This window comes from Streptomyces sp. NPDC023157 (assembly GCF_055560575.1).
The window spans coordinates 539,913-564,627 of sequence record NZ_JBVHIL010000006.1 but is presented as its reverse complement, the minus strand read 5'-3'; the positions used below and the strand labels follow the sequence as shown (position 1 = coordinate 564,627).

Annotated in this window: 25 protein-coding genes; 14 read left to right on the top strand and 11 right to left on the bottom strand. The window is 73.0% G+C overall.

The window, feature by feature from the left end; translation table 11 throughout:
• Positions 1 to 24: 24 nt before the first annotated feature.
• Together ACZ3ZE_RS24295 and ACZ3ZE_RS24290 are read right to left on the bottom strand one after the other, a co-directional pair.
• Positions 25 to 609, bottom strand: a complete 585-nt coding sequence (locus ACZ3ZE_RS24295) for a DUF1003 domain-containing protein (RefSeq protein ID WP_361166648.1) — start codon at positions 607 to 609, stop codon at positions 25 to 27.
• A complete protein-coding gene (locus ACZ3ZE_RS24290) occupies positions 602 to 1,882 on the bottom strand; it encodes a magnesium transporter MgtE N-terminal domain-containing protein (protein WP_361166651.1) in 1,281 nt (426 codons plus the stop codon). The genes ACZ3ZE_RS24295 and ACZ3ZE_RS24290 overlap by 8 nt, the downstream gene beginning before the upstream one ends.
• A gap of 209 nt (positions 1,883 to 2,091) precedes the next feature.
• Here ACZ3ZE_RS24290 and ACZ3ZE_RS24285 point away from each other — a divergent pair, with 209 nt between their 5' ends.
• Positions 2,092 to 2,850 (top strand): hypothetical protein, encoded by a 759-nt coding sequence (locus tag ACZ3ZE_RS24285; RefSeq protein ID WP_361166654.1) that lies wholly within the window; start codon positions 2,092 to 2,094, stop codon positions 2,848 to 2,850.
• A 10-nt stretch (positions 2,851 to 2,860) separates the two neighbouring features.
• On the opposite strand, the gene ACZ3ZE_RS24280 is transcribed toward ACZ3ZE_RS24285, so the two are convergent.
• Together ACZ3ZE_RS24280 and ACZ3ZE_RS24275 are read right to left on the bottom strand one after the other, a co-directional pair.
• Positions 2,861 to 3,373 carry a hypothetical protein gene (locus ACZ3ZE_RS24280; RefSeq protein WP_363291779.1) on the bottom strand — a complete coding sequence of 171 codons (513 nt, stop codon included), beginning with the start codon at positions 3,371 to 3,373 and terminating at the stop codon, positions 2,861 to 2,863.
• 36 nt (positions 3,374 to 3,409) lie between these two features.
• Positions 3,410 to 4,543 (bottom strand): magnesium and cobalt transport protein CorA, encoded by a 1,134-nt coding sequence (locus tag ACZ3ZE_RS24275; protein WP_361166659.1) that lies wholly within the window; start codon positions 4,541 to 4,543, stop codon positions 3,410 to 3,412.
• A gap of 415 nt (positions 4,544 to 4,958) precedes the next feature.
• Between ACZ3ZE_RS24275 and ACZ3ZE_RS24270 the strand changes: the two genes are divergently transcribed.
• From ACZ3ZE_RS24270 to ACZ3ZE_RS24255, 4 genes are all read left to right on the top strand, one after another.
• The gene (locus ACZ3ZE_RS24270) at positions 4,959 to 5,549 is read left to right on the top strand and encodes a suppressor of fused domain protein (RefSeq protein ID WP_361166662.1); all 591 of its coding nucleotides are present in this window, start codon (positions 4,959 to 4,961) and stop codon (positions 5,547 to 5,549) included.
• A 177-nt stretch (positions 5,550 to 5,726) separates the two neighbouring features.
• Positions 5,727 to 6,365: a DUF6758 family protein gene (locus tag ACZ3ZE_RS24265; RefSeq protein WP_361166665.1), complete on the top strand. Its 639-nt coding sequence runs from the start codon at positions 5,727 to 5,729 to the stop codon at positions 6,363 to 6,365.
• Positions 6,366 to 6,463: 98 nt separating this feature from the next.
• Positions 6,464 to 7,336 carry a PHP domain-containing protein gene (locus tag ACZ3ZE_RS24260; RefSeq protein WP_467260651.1) on the top strand — a complete coding sequence of 291 codons (873 nt, stop codon included), beginning with the start codon at positions 6,464 to 6,466 and terminating at the stop codon, positions 7,334 to 7,336.
• 198 nt (positions 7,337 to 7,534) lie between these two features.
• Positions 7,535 to 8,140, top strand: a complete 606-nt coding sequence (locus ACZ3ZE_RS24255; RefSeq protein ID WP_132913750.1) for a MarC family protein — start codon at positions 7,535 to 7,537, stop codon at positions 8,138 to 8,140.
• Between the two features lie 78 nt (positions 8,141 to 8,218).
• Here ACZ3ZE_RS24255 and ACZ3ZE_RS24250 read toward each other — a convergent pair whose 3' ends face one another.
• Complete coding sequence (locus ACZ3ZE_RS24250) at positions 8,219 to 8,371, bottom strand: hypothetical protein (RefSeq protein ID WP_086823662.1); 153 nt, start codon at positions 8,369 to 8,371, stop codon at positions 8,219 to 8,221.
• A 108-nt stretch (positions 8,372 to 8,479) separates the two neighbouring features.
• Here ACZ3ZE_RS24250 and ACZ3ZE_RS24245 point away from each other — a divergent pair, with 108 nt between their 5' ends.
• A complete protein-coding gene (locus ACZ3ZE_RS24245; RefSeq protein WP_361166672.1) occupies positions 8,480 to 9,406 on the top strand; it encodes an NYN domain-containing protein in 927 nt (308 codons plus the stop codon).
• Here ACZ3ZE_RS24245 and ACZ3ZE_RS24240 read toward each other — a convergent pair.
• Positions 9,324 to 10,268 carry an alpha/beta fold hydrolase gene (locus ACZ3ZE_RS24240; protein ID WP_361166675.1) on the bottom strand — a complete coding sequence of 315 codons (945 nt, stop codon included), beginning with the start codon at positions 10,266 to 10,268 and terminating at the stop codon, positions 9,324 to 9,326. The two genes, ACZ3ZE_RS24245 and ACZ3ZE_RS24240, sit on opposite strands and share 83 nt — an antisense overlap.
• A 79-nt stretch (positions 10,269 to 10,347) precedes the next feature.
• A complete protein-coding gene (locus tag ACZ3ZE_RS24235; RefSeq protein WP_467260648.1) occupies positions 10,348 to 13,188 on the bottom strand; it encodes a DEAD/DEAH box helicase in 2,841 nt (946 codons plus the stop codon).
• A gap of 482 nt (positions 13,189 to 13,670) precedes the next feature.
• Here ACZ3ZE_RS24235 and ACZ3ZE_RS24230 point away from each other — a divergent pair, with 482 nt between their 5' ends.
• On the top strand, positions 13,671 to 14,402 hold the full coding sequence (locus ACZ3ZE_RS24230; protein WP_361166681.1) for a ferritin-like fold-containing protein: 732 nt from the start codon (positions 13,671 to 13,673) through the stop codon (positions 14,400 to 14,402).
• An 89-nt stretch (positions 14,403 to 14,491) separates the two neighbouring features.
• Here the strand turns inward: ACZ3ZE_RS24230 and ACZ3ZE_RS24225 are convergent, their stop codons facing one another.
• From ACZ3ZE_RS24225 to ACZ3ZE_RS24210, 4 genes are all read right to left on the bottom strand, one after another.
• Positions 14,492 to 14,764: a hypothetical protein gene (locus ACZ3ZE_RS24225; protein WP_361166683.1), complete on the bottom strand. Its 273-nt coding sequence runs from the start codon at positions 14,762 to 14,764 to the stop codon at positions 14,492 to 14,494.
• A gap of 156 nt (positions 14,765 to 14,920) precedes the next feature.
• The gene (locus ACZ3ZE_RS24220) at positions 14,921 to 15,148 is read right to left on the bottom strand and encodes a DUF3107 domain-containing protein (RefSeq protein ID WP_361166686.1); all 228 of its coding nucleotides are present in this window, start codon (positions 15,146 to 15,148) and stop codon (positions 14,921 to 14,923) included.
• Between the two features lie 138 nt (positions 15,149 to 15,286).
• Entirely contained in the window at positions 15,287 to 15,946 is a 660-nt protein-coding gene (locus ACZ3ZE_RS24215; protein WP_361166689.1) for a TetR/AcrR family transcriptional regulator, read from the bottom strand.
• A gap of 235 nt (positions 15,947 to 16,181) precedes the next feature.
• Entirely contained in the window at positions 16,182 to 16,397 is a 216-nt protein-coding gene (locus ACZ3ZE_RS24210) for a hypothetical protein (RefSeq protein WP_361166692.1), read from the bottom strand.
• Positions 16,398 to 16,555: 158 nt separating this feature from the next.
• Here ACZ3ZE_RS24210 and ACZ3ZE_RS24205 point away from each other — a divergent pair, with 158 nt between their 5' ends.
• The 7 genes from ACZ3ZE_RS24205 to ACZ3ZE_RS24175 all read left to right on the top strand — a co-directional run bounded on the left by ACZ3ZE_RS24205 (position 16,556) and on the right by ACZ3ZE_RS24175 (position 24,578).
• Positions 16,556 to 17,539: an alpha/beta fold hydrolase gene (locus tag ACZ3ZE_RS24205; protein WP_361166695.1), complete on the top strand. Its 984-nt coding sequence runs from the start codon at positions 16,556 to 16,558 to the stop codon at positions 17,537 to 17,539.
• Between the two features lie 8 nt (positions 17,540 to 17,547).
• Entirely contained in the window at positions 17,548 to 18,750 is a 1,203-nt protein-coding gene (locus ACZ3ZE_RS24200) for a DUF3152 domain-containing protein (protein ID WP_467260645.1), read from the top strand.
• Between the two features lie 110 nt (positions 18,751 to 18,860).
• On the top strand, positions 18,861 to 18,956 hold the full coding sequence (locus ACZ3ZE_RS24195; RefSeq protein WP_329423803.1) for an Ms4533A family Cys-rich leader peptide: 96 nt from the start codon (positions 18,861 to 18,863) through the stop codon (positions 18,954 to 18,956).
• Between the two features lie 189 nt (positions 18,957 to 19,145).
• A complete protein-coding gene (locus tag ACZ3ZE_RS24190) occupies positions 19,146 to 20,891 on the top strand; it encodes an ABC transporter substrate-binding protein (protein ID WP_361166701.1) in 1,746 nt (581 codons plus the stop codon).
• Positions 20,892 to 20,914: 23 nt separating this feature from the next.
• On the top strand, positions 20,915 to 21,895 hold the full coding sequence (locus ACZ3ZE_RS24185) for an ABC transporter permease (protein ID WP_442305608.1): 981 nt from the start codon (positions 20,915 to 20,917) through the stop codon (positions 21,893 to 21,895).
• The gene (locus ACZ3ZE_RS24180) at positions 21,892 to 22,881 is read left to right on the top strand and encodes an ABC transporter permease (RefSeq protein WP_363291776.1); all 990 of its coding nucleotides are present in this window, start codon (positions 21,892 to 21,894) and stop codon (positions 22,879 to 22,881) included. Before ACZ3ZE_RS24185 ends, ACZ3ZE_RS24180 begins: the two co-directional genes overlap by 4 nt.
• Positions 22,878 to 24,578: an ABC transporter ATP-binding protein gene (locus ACZ3ZE_RS24175; protein WP_361625321.1), complete on the top strand. Its 1,701-nt coding sequence runs from the start codon at positions 22,878 to 22,880 to the stop codon at positions 24,576 to 24,578. The genes ACZ3ZE_RS24180 and ACZ3ZE_RS24175 overlap by 4 nt, the downstream gene beginning before the upstream one ends.
• Positions 24,579 to 24,715 lie beyond the last annotated feature (137 nt).

Below are 24,715 nucleotides of genomic sequence, written 5' to 3'. Positions count from 1 at the left end.
GACCACCGCCCCATGAAAGCCCTGTCAACGGTCGGGTACGTCACTCCCGCGCGCGCCGTCCCCCGGGAATAGATCCCGGCGCTCCCCATTGCCCCGGGGCTGGCGCTCCTCCAGCTCCTTCAGCAGGTCCTGGAGCTCCGACCGCATCCAGTCGCGGGTGGCCACCTCGCCCAGGCCCATCCGCAGCGCCGCGATCTCCCGGGTCAGGTACTCGGTGTCCGCGATCGAGCGCTCGTTCTGCTTGCGGTCCTGTTCGAGGTTGACCCGGTCCCGGTCGTCCTGCCGGTTCTGCGCGAGCAGGATCAGCGGCGCCGCGTACGAGGCCTGCAGCGACAGCATCAGGGTCAGGAAGATGAACGGGTACGTGTCGAAGCGCAGCGGCTCCGGGACGGAGACGTTCCACACCACCCAGGCGATGATGATCACCGTCATCCAGACGATGAACCGCCCCGTCCCCAGGAAGCGCGCGATCCGCTCGGAGAGACGCCCGAAGGCCTCCGGGTCGTACTCGGGCAGGAACCGGGGCCGCCGTACGCGCGGCTGGTCCAGCCGGATCCGGGGCAGCTGCCGCTCCCGCTCGCGGTCCCGCTCCTGTGTGCGCTCAGCCACCGTGCACCCCCTCCTCGTGGAACTCGGTCTCCCGCCAGTCGTCCGGCAGCAGGTGGTCGAGCACGTCGTCGACGGTCACCGCCCCGAGCAGCGAACCGCTCTCGTCCACCACCGGCGCCGCCACCAGGTTGTACGCGGCGAAGTAGCTGGTGACGGCCGGCAGCGGGGTGTCCGGGCCGAGCGGCGGCAGATCGCTGTCGACGAGCGAGCTGACCAGCGTGAACGGCGGGTCCCGCAGCAGCCGCTGGAAGTGCACGGTGCCCAGGTACTTGCCCGTCGGCGTCTCGTCCGGCGGCCGGCACACGTACACCTGCGCGGCGAGCGCGGGGGACAGGTCCTGCTGGCGCACCCGGGCCAGCGCGTCGGCGACCGTCGCGTCCGGGCGCAGCACGATCGGCTCGGTGGTCATCAGACCGCCCGCGGTCCGCTCCTCGTACGCCATGAGCCGGCGCACGTCCGCCGCGTCGTCCGGCCGCATGAGCGTCAGGAGCCGTTCCTTGTCCTCCTCCGGCAGCTCGGACAGCAGGTCGGCGGCGTCGTCGGGGTCCATCGCCTCCAGGACGTCCGCGGCCCGCTCCTCCTTCAGCTTGCCCAGGATCTCGATCTGGTCGTCGTCCGGCAGCTCCTCCAGGACGTCGGCGAGCCGGTCGTCGTCGAGGGCCGCGGCGACCTCGGCCCGGCGCTTGGGGGTGAGGTGGTGCAGCACGTTGGCGAGGTCGGCGGGGCGCAGCTTCTCGAAGGTGGCCACCAGGTTCTCGGCGCCCTGGCCGTGCTCCTCCAGGGAGAAGCCGGTGACGGCGGACCACTCGACGGTCAGCGTCTCGCCCTTGCGGCGCAGCGCCCCGCCCTTGCCGCGCCGGACGAAGACCTTGTCGATCTCCCAGTCGCGGCGGGCCGGCAGCTGCTGGATGGCCACGTCGAGGACGGTGACCTCCTCGCCCTCCTGGCCCTGCGGTCCGACCAGGCGGACCCGCCGGTCGAGGAGTTCGCCGAGCACGAGCCGTTCGGTCGGGCGCTGTTCGAAGCGGCGCATGTTGACGACGCCGGTGGTGATGACCTGCCCGGACTCGACGCCGGTGATCCGGGTCATGGGCACGAACACCCGGCGCCGGGAGAGCACCTCCACGACCATGCCGAGCAGCCGCGGCGGGCGCCGGCCCACCCGCAGCATGGCGACCAGGTCGCTCACCCGGCCGACCTGGTCGCCCACCGGGTCGAAGACGGGGACGCCGGCGAGGTGCGAGACGAAGATCCGGGGGGCGCCTGCCGCCATGCCACGCGCCTCCTCGGTGCCGCACGATTCGGGTCATTTCCAGCTGTGCCTGGTTCAGGCTAGCCCGTGCCGCCGGAGGCCGCTCCGGCAGAGCGCCCGTCCGGCTGCCTGCGGGTACGTCACCCGGCACGGGTACGCTGCGGTCTGCCGTCCCCACCGGCATCCGGCTCCCACTGTCCCGTCCCCCACCGACACGAGAGGCAGCCCTGGTGACCGTTCGCCTTGCGTCCTCGCGCATCCGCAGGGCCGCCCTGCCCCTGGCGCTCTGCGCGGGCCTGGCGGCCTCCCTGTCCGCCTGCGCCGCCGACCCGGACGAGGGGACCAACGGAGTCGGCAGACTCTCCCCGACGGCCATCGAGCAGAAGGCGCAGGCGGCCGCGGACGGCGCGAAGGCGGTACGTCTCGCGGGCACGCTGGTCAGCAAGGGCGGCACGTACAAGCTGAACATGCGGCTCAAGCAGGACGGCGCGAGCGGCTCGGTGATCACGAAGAACAGCACCTTCGAGCTGCTGCGGGTCGGCGAGGCGCTCTACATGAAGGCCGACGCCGGCTTCTGGGCGCACGGGGACGCCTCCACCGAGGCGCCGTCGGACGCCGGTTCCGAGGCGGCCGACAAGCTGGACGACATGTACGTGAAGGTGCCGCAGGACGACCCCTCGTACAAGCAGCTGCGCGGCTTCACCGACATGGACCTGCTGCTGGACGGTCTCATCGGGCTGCACGGGGACGTCGTGAAGGGCGGCCGCGACAAGATCGGCGGCATCCGCACGGTCAACGTCAAGGGCGGCGAGGACGCCGAGGGCGGCTCGCTCGACGTGGCCCTGGACGGCGTCCCGTTCCCGTTGCGCTTCGCGCGCGGCGGCGGCGCGGGCGTGGTGATGCTCTCCGAGTGGGACAAGGACTTCCCGCTGGCCGCCCCGTCGAAGAGCCAGACCCTGGACTACGGCAAGCAGCTGCCGCGCGCGTGACCTTGAGGGGTCAGCTCTTGCGGCGCTTCTTGAAGAGGAGCTTCGGCAGGCCCGCCGGGATCGGTCGGCGGGTGAGCACCGGCGAGGGCAGCGGTACGGCGGCCAGGGAGCCGTCCGGCAGGTCGGTGGTCGAGGCGCGGGGTTCCAGGCGCACCACCCGGCACTCGCGCGCCCAGCGCTCGGGCATCGCCTCGCCGTCGTGCGCGTTGAGCCGCTTGCCCTTCAGCTCGGCGACCGCCGCCTCCCAGGCCTCGCCGCGCGGGGCGAGCTCGCTCACCGCGGCGGTCCAGGCGACGATCCGGCCGCCCTTGTCCTTGCTGCGGACGGTGACCTCGGCGGTGCCGCCGTCGACCAGGCCGGGCAGCGGCTGCTCGCCGGGGCCGTCGCCGACGACGAGCGCGGCGCCGTCGGCCCAGACGTGCCAGAGCGCACGGGCGGCGGGGGCCTCGCCCCGTACCCAGATGAGGCCGGACTTCTTGGTGGCCTCCTCGACGAGGGCGGACCCGAGCAGCGCGTCTGTCATGCCCCGCAGCCTATCGAGCGGCGTGCGCGGCCCGCGCTACAGCCAGCCGTTGCGCTTGAGGGTGCGGTGGATGGTGAAACAGATGGCGGCGATGCCGGCCAGCACCATCGGGTAGCCGAACTTCCACTCCAGTTCGGGCATGTACGTGAAGTTCATGCCGTACACGCCGCAGACGGCCGTCGGGACGGCGACGATCGCCGCCCACGAGGTGATCTTGCGCATGTCCTCGTTCTGCGCGACGGTCGCCTGCGCCAGGTTGGCCTGGAGGATCGAGTTGAGCAGTTCGTCGAAGCCGACGACCTGCTCCTGGACCCGCGCGAGGTGGTCGGCGACGTCACGGAAGTACTTCTGGATGTCGGGGTCGACCAGCCGCATCGGACGCTCGCTCAGCAGCTGCATCGGGCGCAGCAGCGGCGTGACGGCCCGCTTGAACTCCAGGACCTCGCGCTTGAGCTGGTAGATCCGGCCGGTGTCGGCGCCGCGCGTGGAGCCCTTGGCGGGCGGCGAGAAGACGTCGATCTCGATCTGGTCGATGTCGAGTTCGACGGCGTCGGCGACCGCGATGTAGCCGTCGACGACGTGGTCCGCGATGGCGTGCAGCACGGCCGAGGGGCCCTTGGCGAGCAGCTCCGGCTCGCCCTGGAGGCGGTGCCGGAGGTTGCGCAGCGAGCCCTGGCCGCCGTGCCGGACGGTGATGACGAAGTCGGGGCCGGTGAAGCACATGACCTCGCCGGTCTCGACGACCTCGCTGGTCGCGGTGAGCTCGGCGTGCTCGACGTAGTGGATCGTCTTGAAGACGGTGAAGAGGGTGTCGTCGTACCGCTCCAGCTTGGGCCGCTGGTGGGCGTGGACGGCGTCCTCGACGGCGAGCGGGTGCAGCCCGAACTCGGCGGCGATACCGGCGAATTCGGCCTCGGTGGGCTCGTGCAGGCCGATCCAGGCGAAGCCGCCGGCGTCCCGTACCTGGCGCATCGCGCCGCGCGGCGTGAGGCAGTCCCGGTCGTCGACCCGGCGCCCGTCCCGGTAGACGGCGCAGTCGACGACGGCGGTGGCGGCCGTGGGGTCGCGGGTGGCGTCGTAGTTGGCGTACGGGGAGGCGGTGTCGGTCTTGCGCAGGGGGTGGCGCAGGGAGGGCCGGACGGCCGCGCGCAGGTCACGGATCATCGACATGGGCATGCTCCTTCACGGAGAGGCCGTCGGCGAGCGTGGCGCAGCCCGGAATGGGGACGTGGTGGTACGTCGTCCACAAAGCGGGCGGCACCGAAGGATCGCGATGACGGCGTTCGCTACAGACAGGCAAAGAGAGACGTGCTCTTCCGTCGTGCGAGATGCCGGAGAGGAGGGGCCCGAACGGGGCCCGCGTCACCGGAGGGAGATACGCACCGGGCTGGGGTGCGGGGCGGAAGAGCGCTTGGTACTGCCCGATCGACTTCGATCCACCGCAGTCCCACCTCCTCCTGCCGGTCCCTCGTGAGGGATGACGTGTGACGAGCAGTCGGGAGTCCCGACCAGTGGCCAAGACTATCAGCCGACAGAGGGTCAATCCCTTACTTTGCCCGTTCCATACGCGCTTTATGCTCGCCGCATGGGAGAAATTCTTGCGCTGGTCGAGGCCCGGCTCCGCACGGCTCTCGGCGAGCCGGACGCGCGGGCCGCGGTCACCTTTCTCGGCACCGACCGCATCGAGGTCCTGCGCTTCGTCGACGCCGACGCGGGCCTGGTGCGCTACGCCACGCTCGGCATGTCCGACCGGCCGATGGCCGACCCGACGGCCGTGCTCGCCGACCCGGTGAAGGGGCCGCGCGCCGAGCTGGTCCTCTCGGTGCGCAACGGGCTCGCCGACACCGACAAGGTGCTGCGCCCGCTCGCGGTGCTGGCCGCCACCCCGCAGGTCGAGGGCGTGGTCGTGGCCCCCGGCGCCTCGCTCGACGTGGGGGAGCCGCTGTGGCCGGGCGCCCCGTTCAGCTCGGTGCTGGTCGCCGAGTCGGGCGGCCTCGTCGAGGACCTGGACCTCGACGAGCCCCTGGACCCGGTGCGTTTCCTGCCGTTGCTGCCGATGACCTCCAACGAGGCGGCGTGGAAGCGGGTGCACGGGGCACAGGCCCTGGAGGAACGCTGGCTGGCGAACGGCACGGACCTGCGCGATCCGCTGCGCAGGTCGGTGACGCTGGACTGACCGGGGGAGGGGGCCCGGACCGGACCCGGACCGCGTACCGGCGATCCGGTCCAGCCCCCGTTCCGGTGATCCGGTCGTCCCCGTATCGACGATCCCGGGTGAAGCCCCCGGGCCGGACGGGTGATCGTCGGTGATCGTCCTTGACGCGGGGCTCCGGTGGTAGGACCGTTGAGCCCTATGAGGGGCGAACCCAGTTGCCCGAAGTGCGGTGGCCGGGTCAGGGCGCCCGGTCTCTTTGCCGACTCCTGGCAGTGCGACGTGCATGGCTCGGTGCACCCGCTGCAGCCCGTGATCCCGCCCAGCGTCGAGGCCCTCGGTGTCGTGGTGCACCGGGCCCACGTGCCGGTCTGGATGCCGTGGCCCCTGCCCGTCGGATGGCTGTTCACCGGGGTCGCGTACGCCGGTGACGACCGCAGCGGCGGACGCGCGACCGCCGTCGCCTGTTCCGGCCCCGGTCCGCTCGGCGGCATCGGGGAGCTGCTCCTCGTCGCCGAGGAGCTCGGCGTCGGACTCGGCGCCCGGTACGCGGGCATCGACGGGCCCGATCCCGGACCCGGGATGGCGATCGACAAGCCGCCCCAGGTCAAGGTGCTCGCCGCCGGCCGCCCGACCCCGCTCTGGCACGTCACCGGCGCCCCGCACGACCGCGCGGTCTTCGCGGGCGAGGCGCGCGGACTGTGGCTGTGGGCCATCGTGTGGCCCGAGCAGTCCGGGCTCCTCATGTACGACGAGCTGGTCCTGACCGACCTGCGGGACGCGGGCTCGGAGGTCGACCTGCTGCCGTGCGGGGCGCTCACACCGAGGCTGCTCACGTAAGGGGCGAGCGCTTTTCCGACTCCGTACGGAAGTGTTCGATTCGCCCGTTATCCTTGAGCGTTGCCTCAGTCCGCCCCGAGCCCCTGGAGTCACGCGTCGTGCGCATCGATCTGCACACCCACTCCACGGCTTCGGACGGTACGGATGCCCCGGCCGAGCTGGTGCGCAACGCCGCCGCCGCGGGGCTCGACGTGGTCGCGCTGACCGACCACGACACCACCCGCGGCCACGCCGAGGCGATCGCCGCGGCGCCCGAGGGGCTGACCCTGGTCACCGGAGCCGAGCTGTCCTGCCGGCTCGACGGCGTGAGCCTGCACATGCTGGCCTACCTCTTCGACCCCGAGGAGCCCGCCTTCGCCGCCGAGCGCGAGCTGGTGCGCGACGACCGGGTGCCGCGGGCGCGGGCGATGGTCGGCAAGCTGCGCGAGCTCGGCGTCCCCGTCACCTGGGAGCAGGTCGCCCGGATCGCGGGCGACGGTTCCGTGGGCCGCCCGCACGTCGCCGAGGCGCTGGTCGAGCTCGGGGTCGTGCCGGACGTCTCCGGCGCCTTCACGCTCGACTGGCTGGCCGACGGCGGCCGGGCCCACGTCGAGAAGCACGAGCTGGACCCGGTCGAGGCGATCCGTCTGGTCAAGGCGGCCGGCGGTGTCACGGTCTTCGCCCACCCGCTGGCGGTCAAGCGCGGCGAGTGCGTGCCCGAGTCCGCGATCGCCATGCTCGCCGAGGCGGGTCTCGACGGCATCGAGGTCGACCACATGGACCACGACCTGCCCACCCGGGCCCGGCTGCGCGGTCTGGCGGGCGAGCTCGGTCTGCTGACCACCGGCTCCAGCGACTACCACGGCAGCCGCAAGACCTGCGGCCTCGGGGACTGTACGACGGACCCCGAGATCTACGGCGAGATCACCCGCCGGGCCACGGGCGCGTTCCCGGTCCCGGGCGCGGGCGGACCCGCCCTGGGCGTCTCCTAGCCCCTTCCCGGCCCCGGATCCTCCCGGGCCCGGCTCCTTCCGGCCCTCCCGGGTCCGGCCGTCCCCGGTCCGGCCCGTGTCCGGGTCCGGCCTTTCCTTCCCGGGGCCCCGGCCCCCGTGGGGCAGCACCCTGCCCTCTCTCCGGAACCGCCGGTTCCGGATGTTCTTGTACGCCCCTTTCCCGCAAGGCCCATCACCGTGTTCGACGTCGCCGTCTTCGGCTCGCTCTTCCTCACCCTTTTTGTGATCATGGATCCCCCCGGGATCACCCCGATCTTCCTCGCCCTCACCTCCGGCCGCGCAGCCAAGGTCCAGCGCCGCATGGCCTGGCAGGCCGTGGCCGTCGCCTTCGGTGTCATCACCGTCTTCGGCATCCTCGGCCAGCAGATCCTGGCCTACCTGCACGTCTCGGTCCCCGCGCTGATGATCGCGGGCGGTCTGCTCCTGCTGCTGATCGCGCTCGACCTGCTCACCGGCAAGACCGACGAGCCCAAGCAGACCAAGGACGTCAACGTCGCGCTCGTACCGCTGGGCATGCCGCTGCTCGCCGGGCCCGGCGCCATCGTGTCGGTCATCCTCGCGGTGCAGCACGCCGACAGCGTGGCCTCCCAGGTCTCCGTCTGGACCGCCATCGCCGCGATGCACGTCGTGCTCTGGCTGACCATGCGCTACTCGCTGCTGATCATCCGGGTCATCAAGGACGGCGGTGTGGTCCTCGTCACCCGGCTCGCCGGCATGATGCTCTCGGCCATCGCCGTGCAGCAGATCATCAACGGCGTCACCCAGGTCATCCAGGGCGCCTGACACCCCCCGGACACCACTGCGCCCCCGTATGGATTCCGCTCTGCGGAGTCCATGCGGGGGCGCGGTGCGCTCTACGGGTTACGAGGCCGAGGTCTCGGCCGGGCGGATCCAGATGCGCTGACCGATTGCGGCGGCCTGCTGCACGATCCGGTTGACGGAGGCGGCGTCCACGACGGTCCGGTCGACGGGCGTACCGTCGATGTCGTCGAGTCGCAGGATTTCGAAGCGCACGGGCTTCTCCCTTCGTCTGAGGTGTTCCTCCTGGAGGAGAACTGTCTTACGTACCTGTACAACGACGTGCATCCTGCAAACATTCCCTACGCTAAGGAAATTTTTCGGATGACTAACTACGTGCCGGTGGGGAAGGCCGGGACGGACCGGACGGACGCGCTCGAAGCCCGTCTGGAGCGCACCAACGAACTCCTGCGGCGGATGCTGGTCGAGGTGGCGAAGACGCCCTCGACCCATGCCATCTTCGTCGACGCGGGTTACGTCTATGCTTCGGCCGGATTGCTGGTCGCGGGCACCGAGGACCGGCGCTCCTTCGACCTCGACGCCGAGGGCCTGATCGACGCCTTCATCGACACCGCCCGCACGATCTTCGCGGACAGCCGGCTGCTGCGCGTCTACTGGTACGACGGTGCCCGGCGCCGTATCCACACCCCCGAGCAGCAGTCCATCGCCGAGCTCCCCGACGTCAAGGTCCGCCTCGGCAACCTCAACGCGAACAACCAGCAGAAGGGCGTCGACTCCCTCATCCGCTCCGACCTGGAGTCCCTCGCCCGCCACCGCGCCATCAGCGACGCCGCCCTCGTCGGCGGCGACGAGGACCTGGTCTCCGCCGTCGAGGCCGCCCAGGGCTACGGCGCCCGCGTCCACCTGTGGGGCATCGAGGCCGCCGAGGGCCGCAACCAGGCCGAGGCACTGCTCTGGGAGGTCGACAGCCAGCGCACCTTCGAGCTGGACTTCTGCCGCCCCTACGTCACCCGCAAGCCCGTCACCATGTACGAGAACGAGGGCGAGCCGCCGCCCTCACGCGACGAGGTGCGCTTCATCGGCGCCCAGATCGCCGCCACCTGGCTCGCCGAACGCGGCCGCGACCACCTCGCCGAACTCCTGCCCGGGCGCCCCTATCTGCCGGGCCCCGTCGACCAGGAGCTCCTGGTCGAGGCGGAACGGTTGCTCAGCCGTTCGCTGCGGGGCCACGCCGCACTGCGCCGCGCGCTCCGCGACGGCTTCTGGCAGCACCTGCAGACCCAGTACTGAGCTGCGCGGCCCGGTCCCAGAACGCGGTGAGCCGGTCCGCGAGCTCCTGCGGGTGCGACACGTTGGGGGAGTGGCCCGCGCCCGCCACCACCGTGTGGTGCGCGCCGGTGCGGGCCGCCGCCGCGGCCAGCTCCGGCACCGGCCAGACCGTCTCCTCGTCGCCGTACGCGAGGTGCAGCGGCAACGGCAGTGCCGCGAGCCCGGCCGTGCCGTCCGGATCGCCGAGCAGCAGCCGCCCGGCGCCCGCCAGCTGGGCGATCCGGGTGCGCATCCAGCGCCGGCGCAGGAAGCCCACGATCTCCGGCGGATCCGACGCGCCCGGCTCCTCGCCCCGGCTGTCCAGCCAGCGCGTCGCCTGCCACACCCGCTCCTTCGACAGCAGCGCGAGCGCCGTGCGCAGCGCCCGGACCCGCACCCGCTGGGAGCGCGCGACCCGGCCCGGCCCCGAGGACAGCAGGGTCAGCGAGCGGAACGCGTCCGGCGCGAGCTGCGCGGCCGCACGGGCCACCAGACCGCCGAACGAGTGCCCGAGCAGATGCACCGGCCCGTCGCCCAGCACCGCCGCCTGCGCCACCACGTCCAGCGCCAGGGCCTTCCGCCGGTACGCGGCCCGGCCGCGCGGACCCGGCGTCTCGTGCTGCCCGCGCCCGTCGACGGCCACCACGCGGTACCCGGCCTCGCTCAGCGGGCCGAGGAGGGCCAGGAAGTCCTCCTTGCTGCCCGTGAAGCCGGGCAGCAGCAGCGCGGTGCCGCGCGGGGCGCCCTCGGGGGCCGTGTCGAGGACGGCGAAGGAGCCGCGCGCGGTCAGCAGACGGTAGGCACGGGTACGGGGCGGCAGCGCCAGGGACCGGGGCTTGCTCATACAGGGACTGTAACCGGACGCGAACGCACCGCGGCCCGGCCCCTCGACGAGGGACCGGGCCGCGGTGACGGCTGCGCGCTTACGCCTCCGGCTCGGCGACGGCCTTCTTGACGGCCCGCTTGCGCGGCGCCTTCGGGGCCTCGGCGGTCTCGGCCGGAGCCTCGGCCGCCTTCTTCGTCGTACGCCGACGGGTGGGCGTCTTCGGTTCCGAGGCGTCCGGCGCCACGGCGGCGACGGCCTTCTTGGCGGCCCGCTTGCGCGGGGCCTTCGGGGCCTCGGCCTCGACGGCCGGGGTCTCGAAGGCGGCGACCGGCTCGACGGCCTTCTTGACGGCCCGCTTGCGCGGGGCCTTCGGCGCCTCGACGGCCTCGGCCACCGGGGTCTCGACGGCGGCGACCGGCTCGGCGACCTTCTTGGCGGCCCGCTTGCGCGGGGCCTTCGGGGCCTCGGTCTCCACGGCCGGGGTCTCGGCGACGGCCTTCTTGACGGCCCGCTTGCGCGGGGCCTTCGGGGCCTCGGCGGTCTCGACGGCCGGGGTCTCGACGACCGCGGCCTCGACGACGGGGGCCTTCGCGGCCTCGATCACCACGACGGCCTCGGCCGCCGGGGTGGAGATGACCGGGCTGGACGCCTTACGGGTCGCCCGACGACGCGGCCGGGGAGCCGCCTCCTCGACCGGCGCGGGCGCCACGGGGGCCTCCGGGGCCGCGGGGGCCTCGGCGACCACGGCGCCCGGGCTGGTGGCCGGCCGGGTGGCACGGCGCCGCGCCCGGGGAGCCGGGGAGGTCTGCGCCGGCACGGCGGCCTCCGCCACCGGGGCGACGGCGACCGGGGCGACGGCGACCGGCTCGGCGGCCTGGGCCACGGGAGCCGTGACGACGGGCTCGGCGGCCTGCGCCGGGACCGGGGTCTGCGCCGAGGCGGTGGCCTTGCGGGTCACCCGGCGCCGGGGCGCCTTGGACTCCTCGGCGACCGGGGCCTTGGGCGCCTCGACCGGCTGGGCCGTCTGGGCCGGGACGGTGGCGGTACGCCGGTCGGCGGCGAGCGCCGCGGCGGCCGTCTCGACCGTCTGGAACGTCACCGAGTCCTCGGCCGGACGCGGCCGGACCCGACGCCGGCGCGGCGCCGTGGCCTGAGCCTCGGCCGGAGCGGCGGCGGCCACCGGAGCGGCGCTCTCGGGACGCCCGCCACGGCCACGGCGACGACGCGGCTTCGCCTCGGCCGGAGCCTCGGCGGACCGGAACGCGGCGACCGGAGCGGACGCGGCGGGGGCCTGGGCGGCGGCGGGGGCCTCGGCGACCGGGGCCTTGGCGACCGGAACCTCGGCGGTGCGGACCTCGGCGACCGGGGCCTCGACCGTGCGGGCCTCGGCGGCGCGCGGCTCGGTCTTCGGCGCGACGGCCGGGGCCTCGGCGGCCTCGGCCTTCGGCTCGGCGGCCTGGGCCTGCGGGGCCTGGGCCGCACCGGCGACCGGCACGCCCGTCTGGCCCGTGGCGCGGGTGCGGCGACGGCGGCGCGGGGTGCGCGGCGTGGTCGCCTCGGCGGAGGCGGTGGCCTCGGCGGGAGCGGTGGACTCCGCGGACTCGACCGGCGTCGCCGGCGTCTCCACGGAACCGCCCTCGGAGCCACCCCGGGTGCGGCGGCGCTGACGCGGGGTCCGGGTGCGCTCCGGGCGCTCCTCGGTCTTCTCCGGCTTGTCCTGGCGCGGGCCGCGGGCCCGACGGCCGCCCGGCTCGCCCAGGTCCTCGAGCACCTCGGCGTCGAGACCGGCGCGGGTCCGCTCGGCGCGCGGCAGGGTGCCCTTGGTGCCCTCGGGGATGTCCAGCTCGGCGTAGAGGTGCGGGGAGCTGGAGTAGGTCTCGACCGGGTTGTTGAAGTCCAGTTCGAGCGCCTTGTTGATCAGCTGCCAGCGCGGGATGTCGTCCCAGTCGACCAGCGTGATCGCCGTACCGCTCGCACCCGCGCGGCCGGTGCGGCCGATGCGGTGGAGGTAGGTCTTCTCGTCCTCGGGGGACTGGTAGTTGATGACGTGCGTGACGCCCTCGACGTCGATGCCGCGGGCGGCCACGTCGGTGGCGACGAGCACGTCGACCTTGCCGTTGCGGAAGGCGCGCAGCGCCTGCTCGCGGGCGCCCTGGCCGAGGTCGCCGTGGACCGCGCCGGAGGCGAAGCCGCGACGCTCCAGCTGCTCGGCGATGTCGGCCGCCGTGCGCTTCGTACGGCAGAAGATCATCGCGAGTCCGCGGCCACGGGCCTGGAGGATGCGCGAGACCATCTCCGGCTTGTCCATGGAGTGGGCGCGGTAGACGCGCTGCGTGATGTTCTTGTGGGTCGCGCCCGTGTCGTCCGGCGCGGTGGCGCGGATGTGCGTGGGCTTCGACATGTAGCGGCGGGCCAGGCTGATGACGGCGCCCGGCATGGTCGCCGAGAACAGCATGGTCTGGCGCTTCGCCGGAAGCATGTTGATGATCTTCTCGACGTCGGGCAGGAAGCCCAGGTCGAGCATCTCGTCCGCCTCGTCGAGGACCAGGGACTTGACGTGGGAGAGGTCCAGCTTGCGCTGGCCGGCCAGGTCGAGCAGGCGGCCGGGGGTGCCGACGATCACGTCGACGCCCTTCTTCAGCGCCTCGACCTGCGGCTCGTACGCACGGCCGCCGTAGATGGCGAGGACGCGCACGTTGCGCACCTTGCCGGCGGTCAGCAGGTCGTTGGTGACCTGCTGGCACAGCTCACGGGTGGGGACGACGACGAGCGCCTGCGGGGCCTCGGTCAGCTGCTCGGGCGTCGCCCGGCCGGCCTCGACGTCCGCGGGGACCGTCACGCGCTCCAGGATGGGGAGGCCGAAACCGAGGGTCTTGCCCGTGCCGGTCTTGGCCTGGCCGATGACGTCGGTGCCCGAGAGGGCGACCGGGAGGGTCATCTCCTGGATCGGAAAGGGGGAAACGATGCCGACGGCTTCCAGGGCCTCGGCCGTCTCGGGAAGAATCCCGAGGTCTCGGAACGTAGTCAGGGAACTGCCTCTTCTGTGAGACGCGGCGCGAGGCGAACGCTGGGGGTCGTACCGCGCCGGATCACTTCCGGTCTGGCTGGGAAAGCCGTGACCGGGTGGCGCGGGACCACTGCCGTCGCTCGAGCGTCGTGCCGCTGAGGGAACCCCTCGGCGGGTGCGCCGGAAGGGCTGTCGGGCCGGAGCCGATCGGGCCACCGACCGGGCATCCTCATTCATGAGTCGGCCCACGGAGTACGTCCGAACGTGCGAAAGCATGTCCGCATACTCAGCAGGCGCCTTACCACTGTACCCCGGAATCGCGCATGTGTGTTGGGAGAATTCCCGACGAGGCCACGGTCACAGTCACCGACCAGCACCGGGGAGGGGTGCGGGAGCGGGCTATTGTGCGGTTCATGGAGACGCCCGACAACGCCACACCCACCGGTATCGCCGCCCAGGACTGGGCCACGGCCTCCGCCGTGCCGCAGTACCGCGCCGCCGTGATCGACCTGCTCGGCGCCCTCGCCTACGGCGAGCTGGCCGCCTTCGAGCGGCTCGCCGAGGACGCCAAGCTGGCGCCGACCCTCGGGGACAAGGCGGAGCTGGCGAAGATGGCCTCCGCCGAGTTCCACCACTTCGAGCGGCTGCGCGACCGGCTCGCCGCCGTGGACGCCGAGCCGACCACCGCGATGGAGCCGTTCGCCAAGGCGCTCGACGACTTCCACCGTCTGACCGCGCCGTCGGACTGGCTGGAGGGCCTGGTCAAGGCCTACGTCGGCGACTCGATCGCGAGCGACTTCTACCGCGAGGTCGCGGTCCGCCTCGACTCCGACACCCGCGGCCTGGTGCTGTCCGTGCTCGACGACACCGGCCACGGCAACTTCGCCGTGGAGAAGGTGCGCGCCGCGATCGACGCCGACCCCCGCGTCGGCGGCCGGCTCGCGCTGTGGGCCCGCCGGCTGATGGGCGAGGCGCTCTCGCAGGCCCAGCGTGTGGTCGCCGAGCGCGACGCGCTGTCGACGATGCTGGTCGGCGGCGTGGACGGGATGGCCGCGGGCTTCGACCTCGCCGAGGTCGGCCGGATGTTCTCCCGTATCACCGAGGCGCACACCAAGCGGATGGCCGCACTGGGCCTGGCGGCCTAATACCGTCCTTCGGATCGTGCCGGGCTCGCGGCGCCCGGCGCCCGGTGCGGCGGTTCGTGACCGGGGCCCGGGTCGTGCGGGCGTCCCGGTCAGCCCGCCGCGGCTGATCGGCGCAGGCGTCGTGAGGCGGGGCGGACGAGCAGTGAGAGCAGCACCGCCGCCACCGCGACCGCGCCGGTCAGGGTGGCGAGGAAGTGGCCGGGGCCCAGGGCTCCGTGGGTCACGAGGGCGCCGAAGACGGCGCCGAGCGAGCCCGTGACGAGGACGGCGGCCCGTCCGGGGAGGCGGTCGGGGAGCCGGAGCACGGCGGCCCAGGCCAGGGCGAAGCCGAGCAGGGCGGAACCGAGAGCTTCCAGGAACACGGCGGATCACCTCGCGTGCGGGGCGGGGCGGGCAGTTCGGTCACAGCCGTCCTACCCGGCGGGCCCCGAACACAATCCTCCCCCTCCGCCCTGACGTGGGCATACGGAAGGCCCGGTGGACCAGGTCCACCGGGCCTTCCGTCGTTCGCTCAGTGCTCAGAGCGCGCCGAAGCCCACCCGGCGGACCTCGGGCTCACCGAGCTCGACGTACGCGATCTTGTCGGCCGGCACGAGGACCTTGCGGCCCTTCTCGTCCGTCAGGCTGAGCAGCGGCGCCTTGCCGGTCAGCGCGTCGGCCACCGCGCTCTCGACGTCCTCGGCGGACTGCCCGCTCTCCAGAACGATCTCCCGGGGTGCGTACTGCACGCCGATCTTGACCTCCACGGCTATGTCCCTCCGAACGGTCGGCTGTGCGCGGGATACCGCGCCGTACGCTGCACACATTAGCCCGGTGAGGGGACGCGTACGGCGCAGCCGCCGCACGCCAGGAGCGAACAGACGGCGCGGCGTCGGCGGATCGGGTCAGTGCCCCTCGGCGCTCAGCTGTCCGTCCACCGGGTGCAGCGGGAAGCCCGCGATACCCCGCCAGGCGAGCGAGGTCAGCAGCGTCACGGCCTTGTCGCGGGGGACCGGGGACTCGCTGGAGAGCCAGTAGCGGGCGACGACCTGGGAGACGCCGCCGAGGCCGACGGCGAGCAGCATCGACTCGTCCTTCGCCAGGCCGGTGTCCTCGGCGATCACCTCGGAGATCGCCTCGGCGCACTGCAGGCTCACCCGGTCGACGCGCTCGCGCACGGCCGGCTCGTTGGTGAGGTCGGACTCGAAGACGAGCCGGAAGGCGCCGCCCTCGTCCTCCACGTACGCGAAGTAGGCGTCCATGGTGGCGGCCACGCGCAGCTTGTTGTCCGAGGTGGACGCCAGGGCCGTGCGGACCGACACCAGCAGCGCCTCGCAGTGCTGGTCGAGGAGGGCGAGGTAGAGCTCCAGCTTGCCCGGGAAGTGCTGGTAGAGCACCGGCTTGCTGACCCCGGCCCGCTCGGCGATGTCGTCCATGGCGGCCGAGTGGTACCCCTGGGCGACGAACACCTCCTGGGCCGCGCCGAGCAGCTGGTTGCGTCGGGCACGGCGCGGAAGGCGCGTGCCCCGAGGCCGTGCTGCCTCTGTCTGCTCGATGGCGCTCACGCCGCCTCCAAAGATCGATCCATGCGCGCATTGGCGTCGCGTCGCCATCGTACTTTTGGGTAACCCGGCTGTGCGCGGTGCGAACGCAGAATTTCACGGACCGGACGCCCAGGGCGAGAGCGGATTCACGATCGAAGCGACCGGAACAGCGGAACCTTGCCCGCGAAAACGCCTCCGGGCGGGCTCCGGACATGCTGTTACGGGCGACGCGCGGCTCTCCGCGCCGTCGCCGTCGTCAGCGGTAGTCGTCCTCGTCGAGGGTGACCACCCGGGTCTGCTCCACGGCGTCGGCGTCGTCCGCCGACTCGTGCGCGAGATGGGGGAGCGGCTCGTCCTCACGCTGCTGGAGCTCGGCGTGCTGTTCGGCCGCGTCGGCCTCCGGGATCTCCTCGTCGAGCACGACGTCCTCTTTCTCGGCGAATGTGTCCGGCTCGGTCGGGTCGGCGGTCATGCGGTTCCTTCCGGCGCGAACGAGGGTCCGCGGGGCCCGGCGGGTCCTGCCTGACGACCCTCTCCCTCCGAGCGTAGGAGGTCCTCCGGCGCGCCGCACCCGATCCTGTGACGCCACCCACACGCGTCCCGGCGTGATCGTCTCGTAATATCGCTGCCATGTCCTCGACCGAGCTGCCGGAAACCCGGACCGCCGCATCGCCCGCGACCCGGTCGCGGGCCGTCCGGGTCGCCGACGGCGAGGAGCTGCGCTCCGTCGCCCTGCCCGGACTGACGCTGACCGTCCGCGCGCGGCCCGGCACGACGCCCGGCCTTCCGCCCGCGCTGTACGTGCACGGCCTCGGCGGCTCCTCGCAGAACTGGTCGGCGCTGATGCCGCTGCTCGCCGACCTCGTCGACGGCGAGGCGCTCGATCTGCCCGGCTTCGGCGACTCGCCGCCGCCGGACGACGGCAACTACTCCGTGACGGGACACGCCAGGGCCGTCATCCGGCTCCTGGACGCCGCCGGCCGGGGCCCCGTGCACCTGGTCGGCAACTCGCTGGGCGGCGCGGTCGCCACCCGGGTCGCCGCGGTCCGGCCGGACCTGGTGCGCACCCTGACGCTGATCTCCCCGGCGCTGCCCGAGCTGCGCGCCCAGAAGACCGCCTGGCCGACCGCGCTGCTCGCGCTGCCGGGCGTCGCCCCGCTCTTCGCGCGCCTCACCGAGGGGTGGACGGCGGAGCAGCGGGTCCGCGGGGTGCTGTCGCTCTGTTACGGGGACCCCGGCCAGGTCACCGACGAGGGACTGCGGCACGCCGTCGAGGAGATGGAGCGGCGCCTGGAGCTGCCGTACTTCTGGGACGCGATGGCCCGCTCCTCGCGCGGCATCGTCGACGCCTACACGCTGGGCGGCCAGCACGGTCTGTGGCGGCAGGCGGAGCGGGTGCTCGCGCCGACGCTGCTCGTGTACGGCGGGCGCGACCGGCTCGTGTCGTACCGGATGGCGCGCAAGGCCGCCGCGGCGTTCCGCGGCTCGCGGCTGCTCACGCTCCCGGAGGCCGGGCACGTGGCGATGATGGAGTATCCGGAGACGGTCGCCGCCGCCGTGCGGGAGCTGATCACCGATGCCGGCGAAGCGGCGTCGGCCGAGGGCGGGAGCTGAACCGGACCGTGGGACGACATAGTCGCAAGGGGCCCGCCGCGCCGGTGGCCGACACCGGGCAGCAGGAGGCAGCGGGTCCGGGGCCGGGGACGGGGCGACGCAGGCGGGGCGCGGGGCAGCCGGGTGCGTACGACACGCCGACGCACGGCACCCCCCGCCACCAGGGCCCGTACGACACGGCCGCCGACCCCTTCGTACGCGGCGGGCACCCGGTCCACGACGAGCAGGCCGCGCCGGCCGCCCGCTATCCCTACCCGCCCGCCGCGCCCGCGGCCCCGTTCATCCCCGCGCCGCGCCGGGAGACGCCCCCCGCGCGGGAGCAGGCCCCGCAGGCCGAGCCCGTCGCGCGGGCCCGCGCATGGAAGGCGGTCCGGGCAGGAGGGCTCGGCCGCACCCTCACCGGCATCGCCGCGGCGGCCGTCACCACCGTCCTCGCCCTCGTCGTCGCCGGCCAGGTCGCCGAGGGCGAGAAGGGCGGGACGCCGCAGTCCCGTTCGGCCGACGGCGCCACGGACCGGGCCGACGCCGCGCACCAGGCGTCCCGCTCCGACGACCGGGACACGCCGGCGACGGGCGACACGCCGGTGAAGCCGGTGCCGGCGGCGCCGCCCTCGTACGAGCAGCTGATGGCCCGGCAGTTCCCGATCGACCCGAAGCTGAAGGGCTCGGGGGAGTTCGCCGCGGTCCCCGGCTTCGACCGGGCGCCCGGCAAGGGCCGCAAGATCCGCTACCGGGTCGATGTCGAGAAGGGCCTCGCCCTGGACGGGGGGCTCTTCGCGCGGGCCGTGCAGAAGACCCTCAACGACCGGCGCAGCTGGGCCGGTGACGGCGAGATGACCTTCGAGCGGATCTCCACCGGGGAGCCGGACTTCGTGATCACCCTGGCCAGCCCGGGGACCACCGGCGAGTGGTGCGGGAAGTCCGGCCTGGACACCACCGTCGACAACGTGTCCTGCGACTCCGCCTCCACCCAGCGCGTGATGATCAACGCCTTCCGCTGGGCGCAGGGGGCGGTGACCTTCGGCCCCAAGGCGATGCACGCCTACCGGCAGATGCTCATCAACCACGAGGTCGGGCACAGGCTGGGGCACGGGCATGTGAGCTGCAGCACGCCGGGTGCGCTCGCTCCGGTGATGCAGCAGCAGACGAAGTCCCTGGACATCGACGACATCAAGTGCCGCCCCAACCCGTGGGTGCACCCCGGGAGTTGATGGGGCATCGGGGCGGCCGGGTCCCCGGTCGTCCGACATGTGAGACAGCTGTCTCATAATCACGGTCAGGCGCGTTGACATCGTTCTGGCGTTCGTCCATATTTCTCGGCATGTCGCCCCGCCACGCCGTTTCCGATCGCGCCGCCCTTGAGCTGGCGCTCTTCGGCGTGACCGGACACGCGGTCGCCGACATCCTCTGTCGCTGACGCAGCCCGCGCGCTCGTCGGCCTTCTTGAACCGCCGTCCCCTTTTCCCGCGCCCGGGCCGTCCCAGCACGCAGGCGCGCGTTCTCCCTCTCCCGAGCCCTTCTCGGTTCGACGGCTGTGCCGTGCCTGCGGAAGTCCCTTGCCGTTTCCCGCAGTTCACCGCAGTTCACTCCGAGAGGCTCCCTTCCCATGCGTCAACCGTCCGTCATCTCGCGCCGCGCGGCAGCGGCCGCCGTCAGTCTCGTCCTGGCCACGGGCGCCGTCGCCTGCGCCGGACCTCAGGACGCCGGTGGAAAGGGCACCTCCGGCAAGGCCGAGGGCGGCCCGAAGAAGGGCGGCACCCTCACCGTCCTGAACGCCGAGGCGCAGGAGGACTTCGACCCCGCCCGCCTCTACACCTCCGGCGGCGGCAACGTCCCCTCGCTCGTCTTCCGCACCCTCACCACCCGCAACCGCGAGGCGGGCGCCGCCGGCACCGAGGTCGTCCCCGACCTCGCCACCGACACCGGCCGCCCCAACAAGGACGCCACCGAGTGGACGTACACCCTCAAGGACGGGCTGAAGTTCGAGGACGGCACGCCCATCACCAGCGCCGACATCAAGTACGGCATCGAGCGCTCCTTCGCGGCCGAGCTCTCCGGCGGCGCCCCCTACCTGCGTGACTGGCTCGTCGGCGGCGACACCTACCAGGGCCCCTACAAGGCCGCGGCCGACGGGAAGAAGGGGAAGGGCCTCGCGTCGATCGTCACCCCCGACGCGAAGACCATCGTCTTCAAGCTGAAGAAGCCCGAGGGCGAGTTCCCCTTCGTCGCCACCCAGACCCAGTTCGCCCCCGTCCCCCGGGCCAAGGACACCGGCGCCACGTACGAGCAGCACCCGGTCTCCTCCGGCCCGTACAAGGTCGTGAAGAACGAGAACGACGGCCAGCGGCTCGTCCTGGACCGCAACCCGCACTGGGACCCCGAGACCGACGCCGAGCGCAAGGCCTACCCCGACACGATCGACGTCAAGTCGGGCCTCGACGAGGCCGTCATCAACCAGCGGCTCTCCACCTCCGCGGGCGCCGACGCCGCCGCCGTCACCACCGACACCAACCTCGGCCCGGCCGAGCTCGCCCAGGTCGGCTCCGACAAGGAGCTCGCGGCCCGCGTCGGCACCGGCCACTTCGGCTACACCAACTACCTCGCCTTCAACCCGAAGGTGAAGCCCTTCGACAACCCGAAGGTGCGCCAGGCGATCTCCTACGCCATCAACCGCACCAGCGTCGTCAACGCGGCCGGCGGCTCCGCCCTCGCCGAGGCCGCCACCACCTTCCTGCCCGAGCAGAAGTCCTTCGGCTTCACCCCCTACGACCACTTCCCGGCCGGCAAGACGGGCGACCCGCAGAAGGCCAAGCAGGTCCTGAAGGAGGCCGGCTACCCGAACGGCCTGACCGTCACCCTGCTGCACTCCACCGCCCAGAACCGCGCCACCAGCCCCGAGGTCGCCACCGCCGTCCAGGAGGCCCTCGCCAAGGCCGGCATCACCGTCAAGCTGGACGGCCAGGAGCCCAACTCCTTCAACGAGAAGCGCTGGAGCGTCAAGGACGCGCCCGGCTTCTTCCTCTCCCGCTGGGGTGCCGACTGGCCGGCCGGCGGCCCGTTCCTCGCGCCGATCTTCGACGGCCGCCAGATCGTCACCAACGGCTCCAACTACAACCACGCCCAGCTGAACGACCCGGCGGTCAACCAGGAGATCGACGAGATCAACAAGCTGACCGACCTCAAGGCCGCCGCCGCCCGCTGGGGCGCCCTCGACAAGAAGATCGGCGAGCAGGCCCTCGACGTGCCGCTCTTCCACCCCGTCTACAAGCGGCTCGTCGGCAAGGACATCAAGAACGTCGTCATCAGCGACTGGACCGGAGTCCTCGACATCTCGCAGGTCGCGGTCAAGTGACCTCGCTCACCTCACCGTCCGACGTGTCGGCGCCCGTGGCGGTCACCCCCGCCACGGGCGCCGCCCGGCAGCTGTGGCGGAGGCTCCGCACCCGGCCCTCCGCCGTCGCCGCCGCCTCCGTGCTCGCCCTGCTCGTCCTGCTGGCCCTCGCGGCCCCGCTGCTCGCGGCCCTCGCCGGCCAGGACCCGCACACGTACCACGACGAACTCGTGGACTCCGCCCGCGGCGGCGTCCCGTACGGCTCCTTCGGCGGGATCAGCGCCGACCACTGGCTCGGCGTCGAACCCGGCACCGGCCGCGACCTGTTCGTCCGGCTCCTGTACGGCGCCCGGATCTCCCTGCTCGTCGCCGTCGGCGCCACCGCCGTGCAGATCCTCATCGGACTGCTCATCGGCCTCGCCGCCGGACTGGGCAGCCGCTGGGTCGACGCCGTCCTGAGCCGGATCACCGACGTGTTCGTCGCCCTGCCGTTCCTCGTCCTGGCCATCGCGCTCACCGCGGTCGTACCGCGCGACTTCCCCCGCCCGCTGCTGCTGATCCTCGTCATCGGCCTGCTCGGCTGGGCCGGCACCTCCCGGATCGTGCGCGCCCAGACCCTCACCCTCAAGAGCCTCGACTTCGTCGCCGCCTCCCGGCTGGCCGGCTCGGGGCGCGGGCGGACCGCCCGGCGCGAACTGATCCCCTCGCTGGCCGCGCCCGTCATCACCTACGCGGCGATCCTCGTCCCCACCAACATCGTCGTCGAGGCCTCGCTGTCCTTCCTCGGCGTGGGCGTCACCCCGCCCACCCCGTCCTGGGGGCAGATGCTGTCCACCGCGCAGACCTGGTTCCGCGCCGACCCGGCGTACGTCCTGCTGCCCGCCGGACTGCTCTTCGTGACCGTGCTCGCCTTCACCGTGCTCGGCGACGCCGTCCGGACGGCCCTGGACCCGCGCGAGGCCAGCCGCCTCGCCGTGGGAACCGCACGCGAGAAGCGGGCCCGCAAGGAGAAGAAGACCTCATGACCCGCTACCTCCTGAAGCGGCTCGCGGGCGCCGCCCTCGTGCTGCTCGTGCTGTCGGCCCTCGTCTACGGGCTGTTCTACCTGCTGCCCGGCGATCCCGCCCGGCTCGCCTGCGGCGAACGCTGCAACCCGCAGCAGATCGCCCAGGTCCGCGATCAACTCGGCCTGAACGACAGCGTCCTGGTGCAGTACCTGCACTTCCTCCAGGGGATCGTGACCGGCCGCGACTACTCCACCGGCACCGCGCTCACCCACTGCGACGCGCCCTGCCTCGGCCTCTCGTACCAGAACGACCAGCAGGTCACCCAGCTCCTCCTGGAGCGGCTGCCCGCCACCGCCTCCCTCGCGCTCGGCGCCATGGTCATCTGGCTCGTCATCGGCGTCGGCACCGGACTGCTCTCCGCGCTGCGCCGCGGCGGACTCACCGAGCGGACCCTGACCGTGCTCACCCTCGCCGGCACCGGCACGCCCGTCTTCATCCTGGGCCTGCTGATGCTCATGGTGGTCTGCGCCTACCTCCAGTGGCTGCCCTTCCCGAGCTACGTCCCGCTCGGCGAGGACCCCGAGCAGTGGGCCTGGAACATGCTGCTGCCCTGGCTCACCCTCGGCTTCTTCGAGTCCGCGAAGTACGCCCGGATGACCCGCAGTTCGACCCTGGAGACCCTCGCCGAGGACCACATCCGCACCTTCCGCGCGTACGGCGTGGGGGAGCGGGCCGTCGTCACCCGGCACGCCCTGCGCGGAGCCGTACCGCCGGTGATCGCGCTCAGCGCGCTCGACCTCGGCACGATGTTCGGCGGCGCCGTGCTCACCGAGTCGCTGTTCGGCATCCCCGGGCTCGGCAAGACCCTGATCGACTCCGTCCGGCACATCGACCTGCCGGTGGTCGTGGGCGTCGTGCTCCTCATGGGAGTCGCCGTGGTCGTCGCGAACGTCGTCGCCGACCTCCTCTACGCGCTCGCCGACCGAAGGGTGGCCCTGACATGAGCGTCCCCGCACCGCACCTCCCCGACGCCGGTGCCCCGCTGGTCACCGTCGACGGCCTTACCGTCGAGTTCGAGGGCGGCGTACGCGCCGTGGACGAGCTGTCGTTCACCCTGGAGGCCGGCCGGGCGCTCGCCCTCGTCGGCGAGTCCGGCAGCGGCAAGTCCACCGTGGCCGGCGCCCTCCTCGGCCTGCACCACGGCACCGGCGCCCGCGTCGGCGGGAGCGTCACCGTCGGCGGCATCGACGTCGGCGCCGCGGGACCGGCCGAACTGCGCCGGCTGCGCGGCGGCGTGGCCGCCATGGTCTTCCAGGACCCGCTCTCCGCGCTCGACCCGTACTACGCGATCGGCGACCAGATCGCCGAGGTCTACCGGATCCACCACCAGGGCTCCAGGAAGGCCGCCCGCGCCCGCGCGGTGGAGGTGCTCGACCGGGTCGGCATCCCCGACGCCGCCCGCCGCGCCCGCTCCCGCCCGCACGAGTTCAGCGGCGGCATGCGCCAGCGCGCCCTCATCGCGATGGCCCTCGCCTGCGCGCCCCGCCTCCTCGTCGCCGACGAACCCACCACCGCCCTCGACGTCACCGTCCAGGCCCAGATCCTCGACCTGCTCCACGAACTGCGCCGCGAGACCGGCACCGGCCTGCTGCTCGTCACCCACGACGTGGGCGTGGCCGCCGAGAGCGTCGACGAGGTCCTGGTGATGCGCGGCGGACGCGAGGTCGAACGCGGGCCCGTGGCCCGGGTGCTCGGCGCCCCCGCGCAGCCGTACACCCGCGAACTCCTCGCCGCCGTGCCCCGCCTCGACGGGCCGGCCCGTCGGACGGCCACGGTCCCCGCACCCGCCGCCCCGGCCGGCGCGGCGCCGGGCGAGGTGCTGCTCGAAGCCGTCGACCTGCGGCGGGAGTTCGGGCGCGGCAAGGGCCGGTTCACCGCCGTCGACGGCGTGTCGCTGACCGTGCGGGCCGGGGAGACCCTGGGCGTCGTCGGCGAGTCCGGCAGCGGCAAGACCACCCTGGGCCGGATGCTGGTGCGGCTCCTCGACCCGACGTCCGGCGGACTCCGTTACGGGGGTACGGAGATCGGCCGCCTGTCCGAGAAGGAGCTGCGCCCGCACCGGCGGGAACTCCAGATGGTGTTCCAGGACCCCGTCTCCTCGCTCAACCCGCGCCGCTCCGTGGGCGAGTCCGTCGCCGATCCGCTGCGGGTGGCGGGCGGCCTGGACGACACGCGGATCCGGGCCCGGGTGCGCGAACTCCTCGACCGGGTGGGGCTCGACCCCGACCGCTACGACGCCTACCCGCACGAGTTCAGCGGCGGCCAGCGCCAGCGCGTCGGCATCGCCCGCGCACTCGCCGCCGAACCGCGCCTGATCGTCTGCGACGAGCCCGTCTCGGCCCTCGACGTCACCACCCAGGCCCAGGTCACGGCGCTGCTCGCGGACCTCCAGGCCGAACTCGGCCTGGCGCTCGTCTTCATCGCCCACGACCTCTCCGTGGTACGTCAGGTCAGCGACCGGGTCGCCGTCATGCGCGCCGGCCGGATCGTCGAACAGGGCACCGTCGACGCGGTGTACGGCAGCCCCCAGGACCCCTACACCCGACGGCTCCTGGCGGCGGTCCCCTCCCTCGACCCGGTGCTCGCCGCGGACCGCCGGGAACAGCGCCGAAACCTCGGCAAGGAGCTGGCCGCAGCCTGACCGAGCGTGACCGAAGCATCCCGTAGCGCCACTGAACGCTACCGGGGTGGGAAAGTTACGTGCATTCACCCCTTCCGGTGGCGCGACGGACAACCGTCCATCGCGCCACCGGCATATCCGCTTACGTTCTTCCCGCT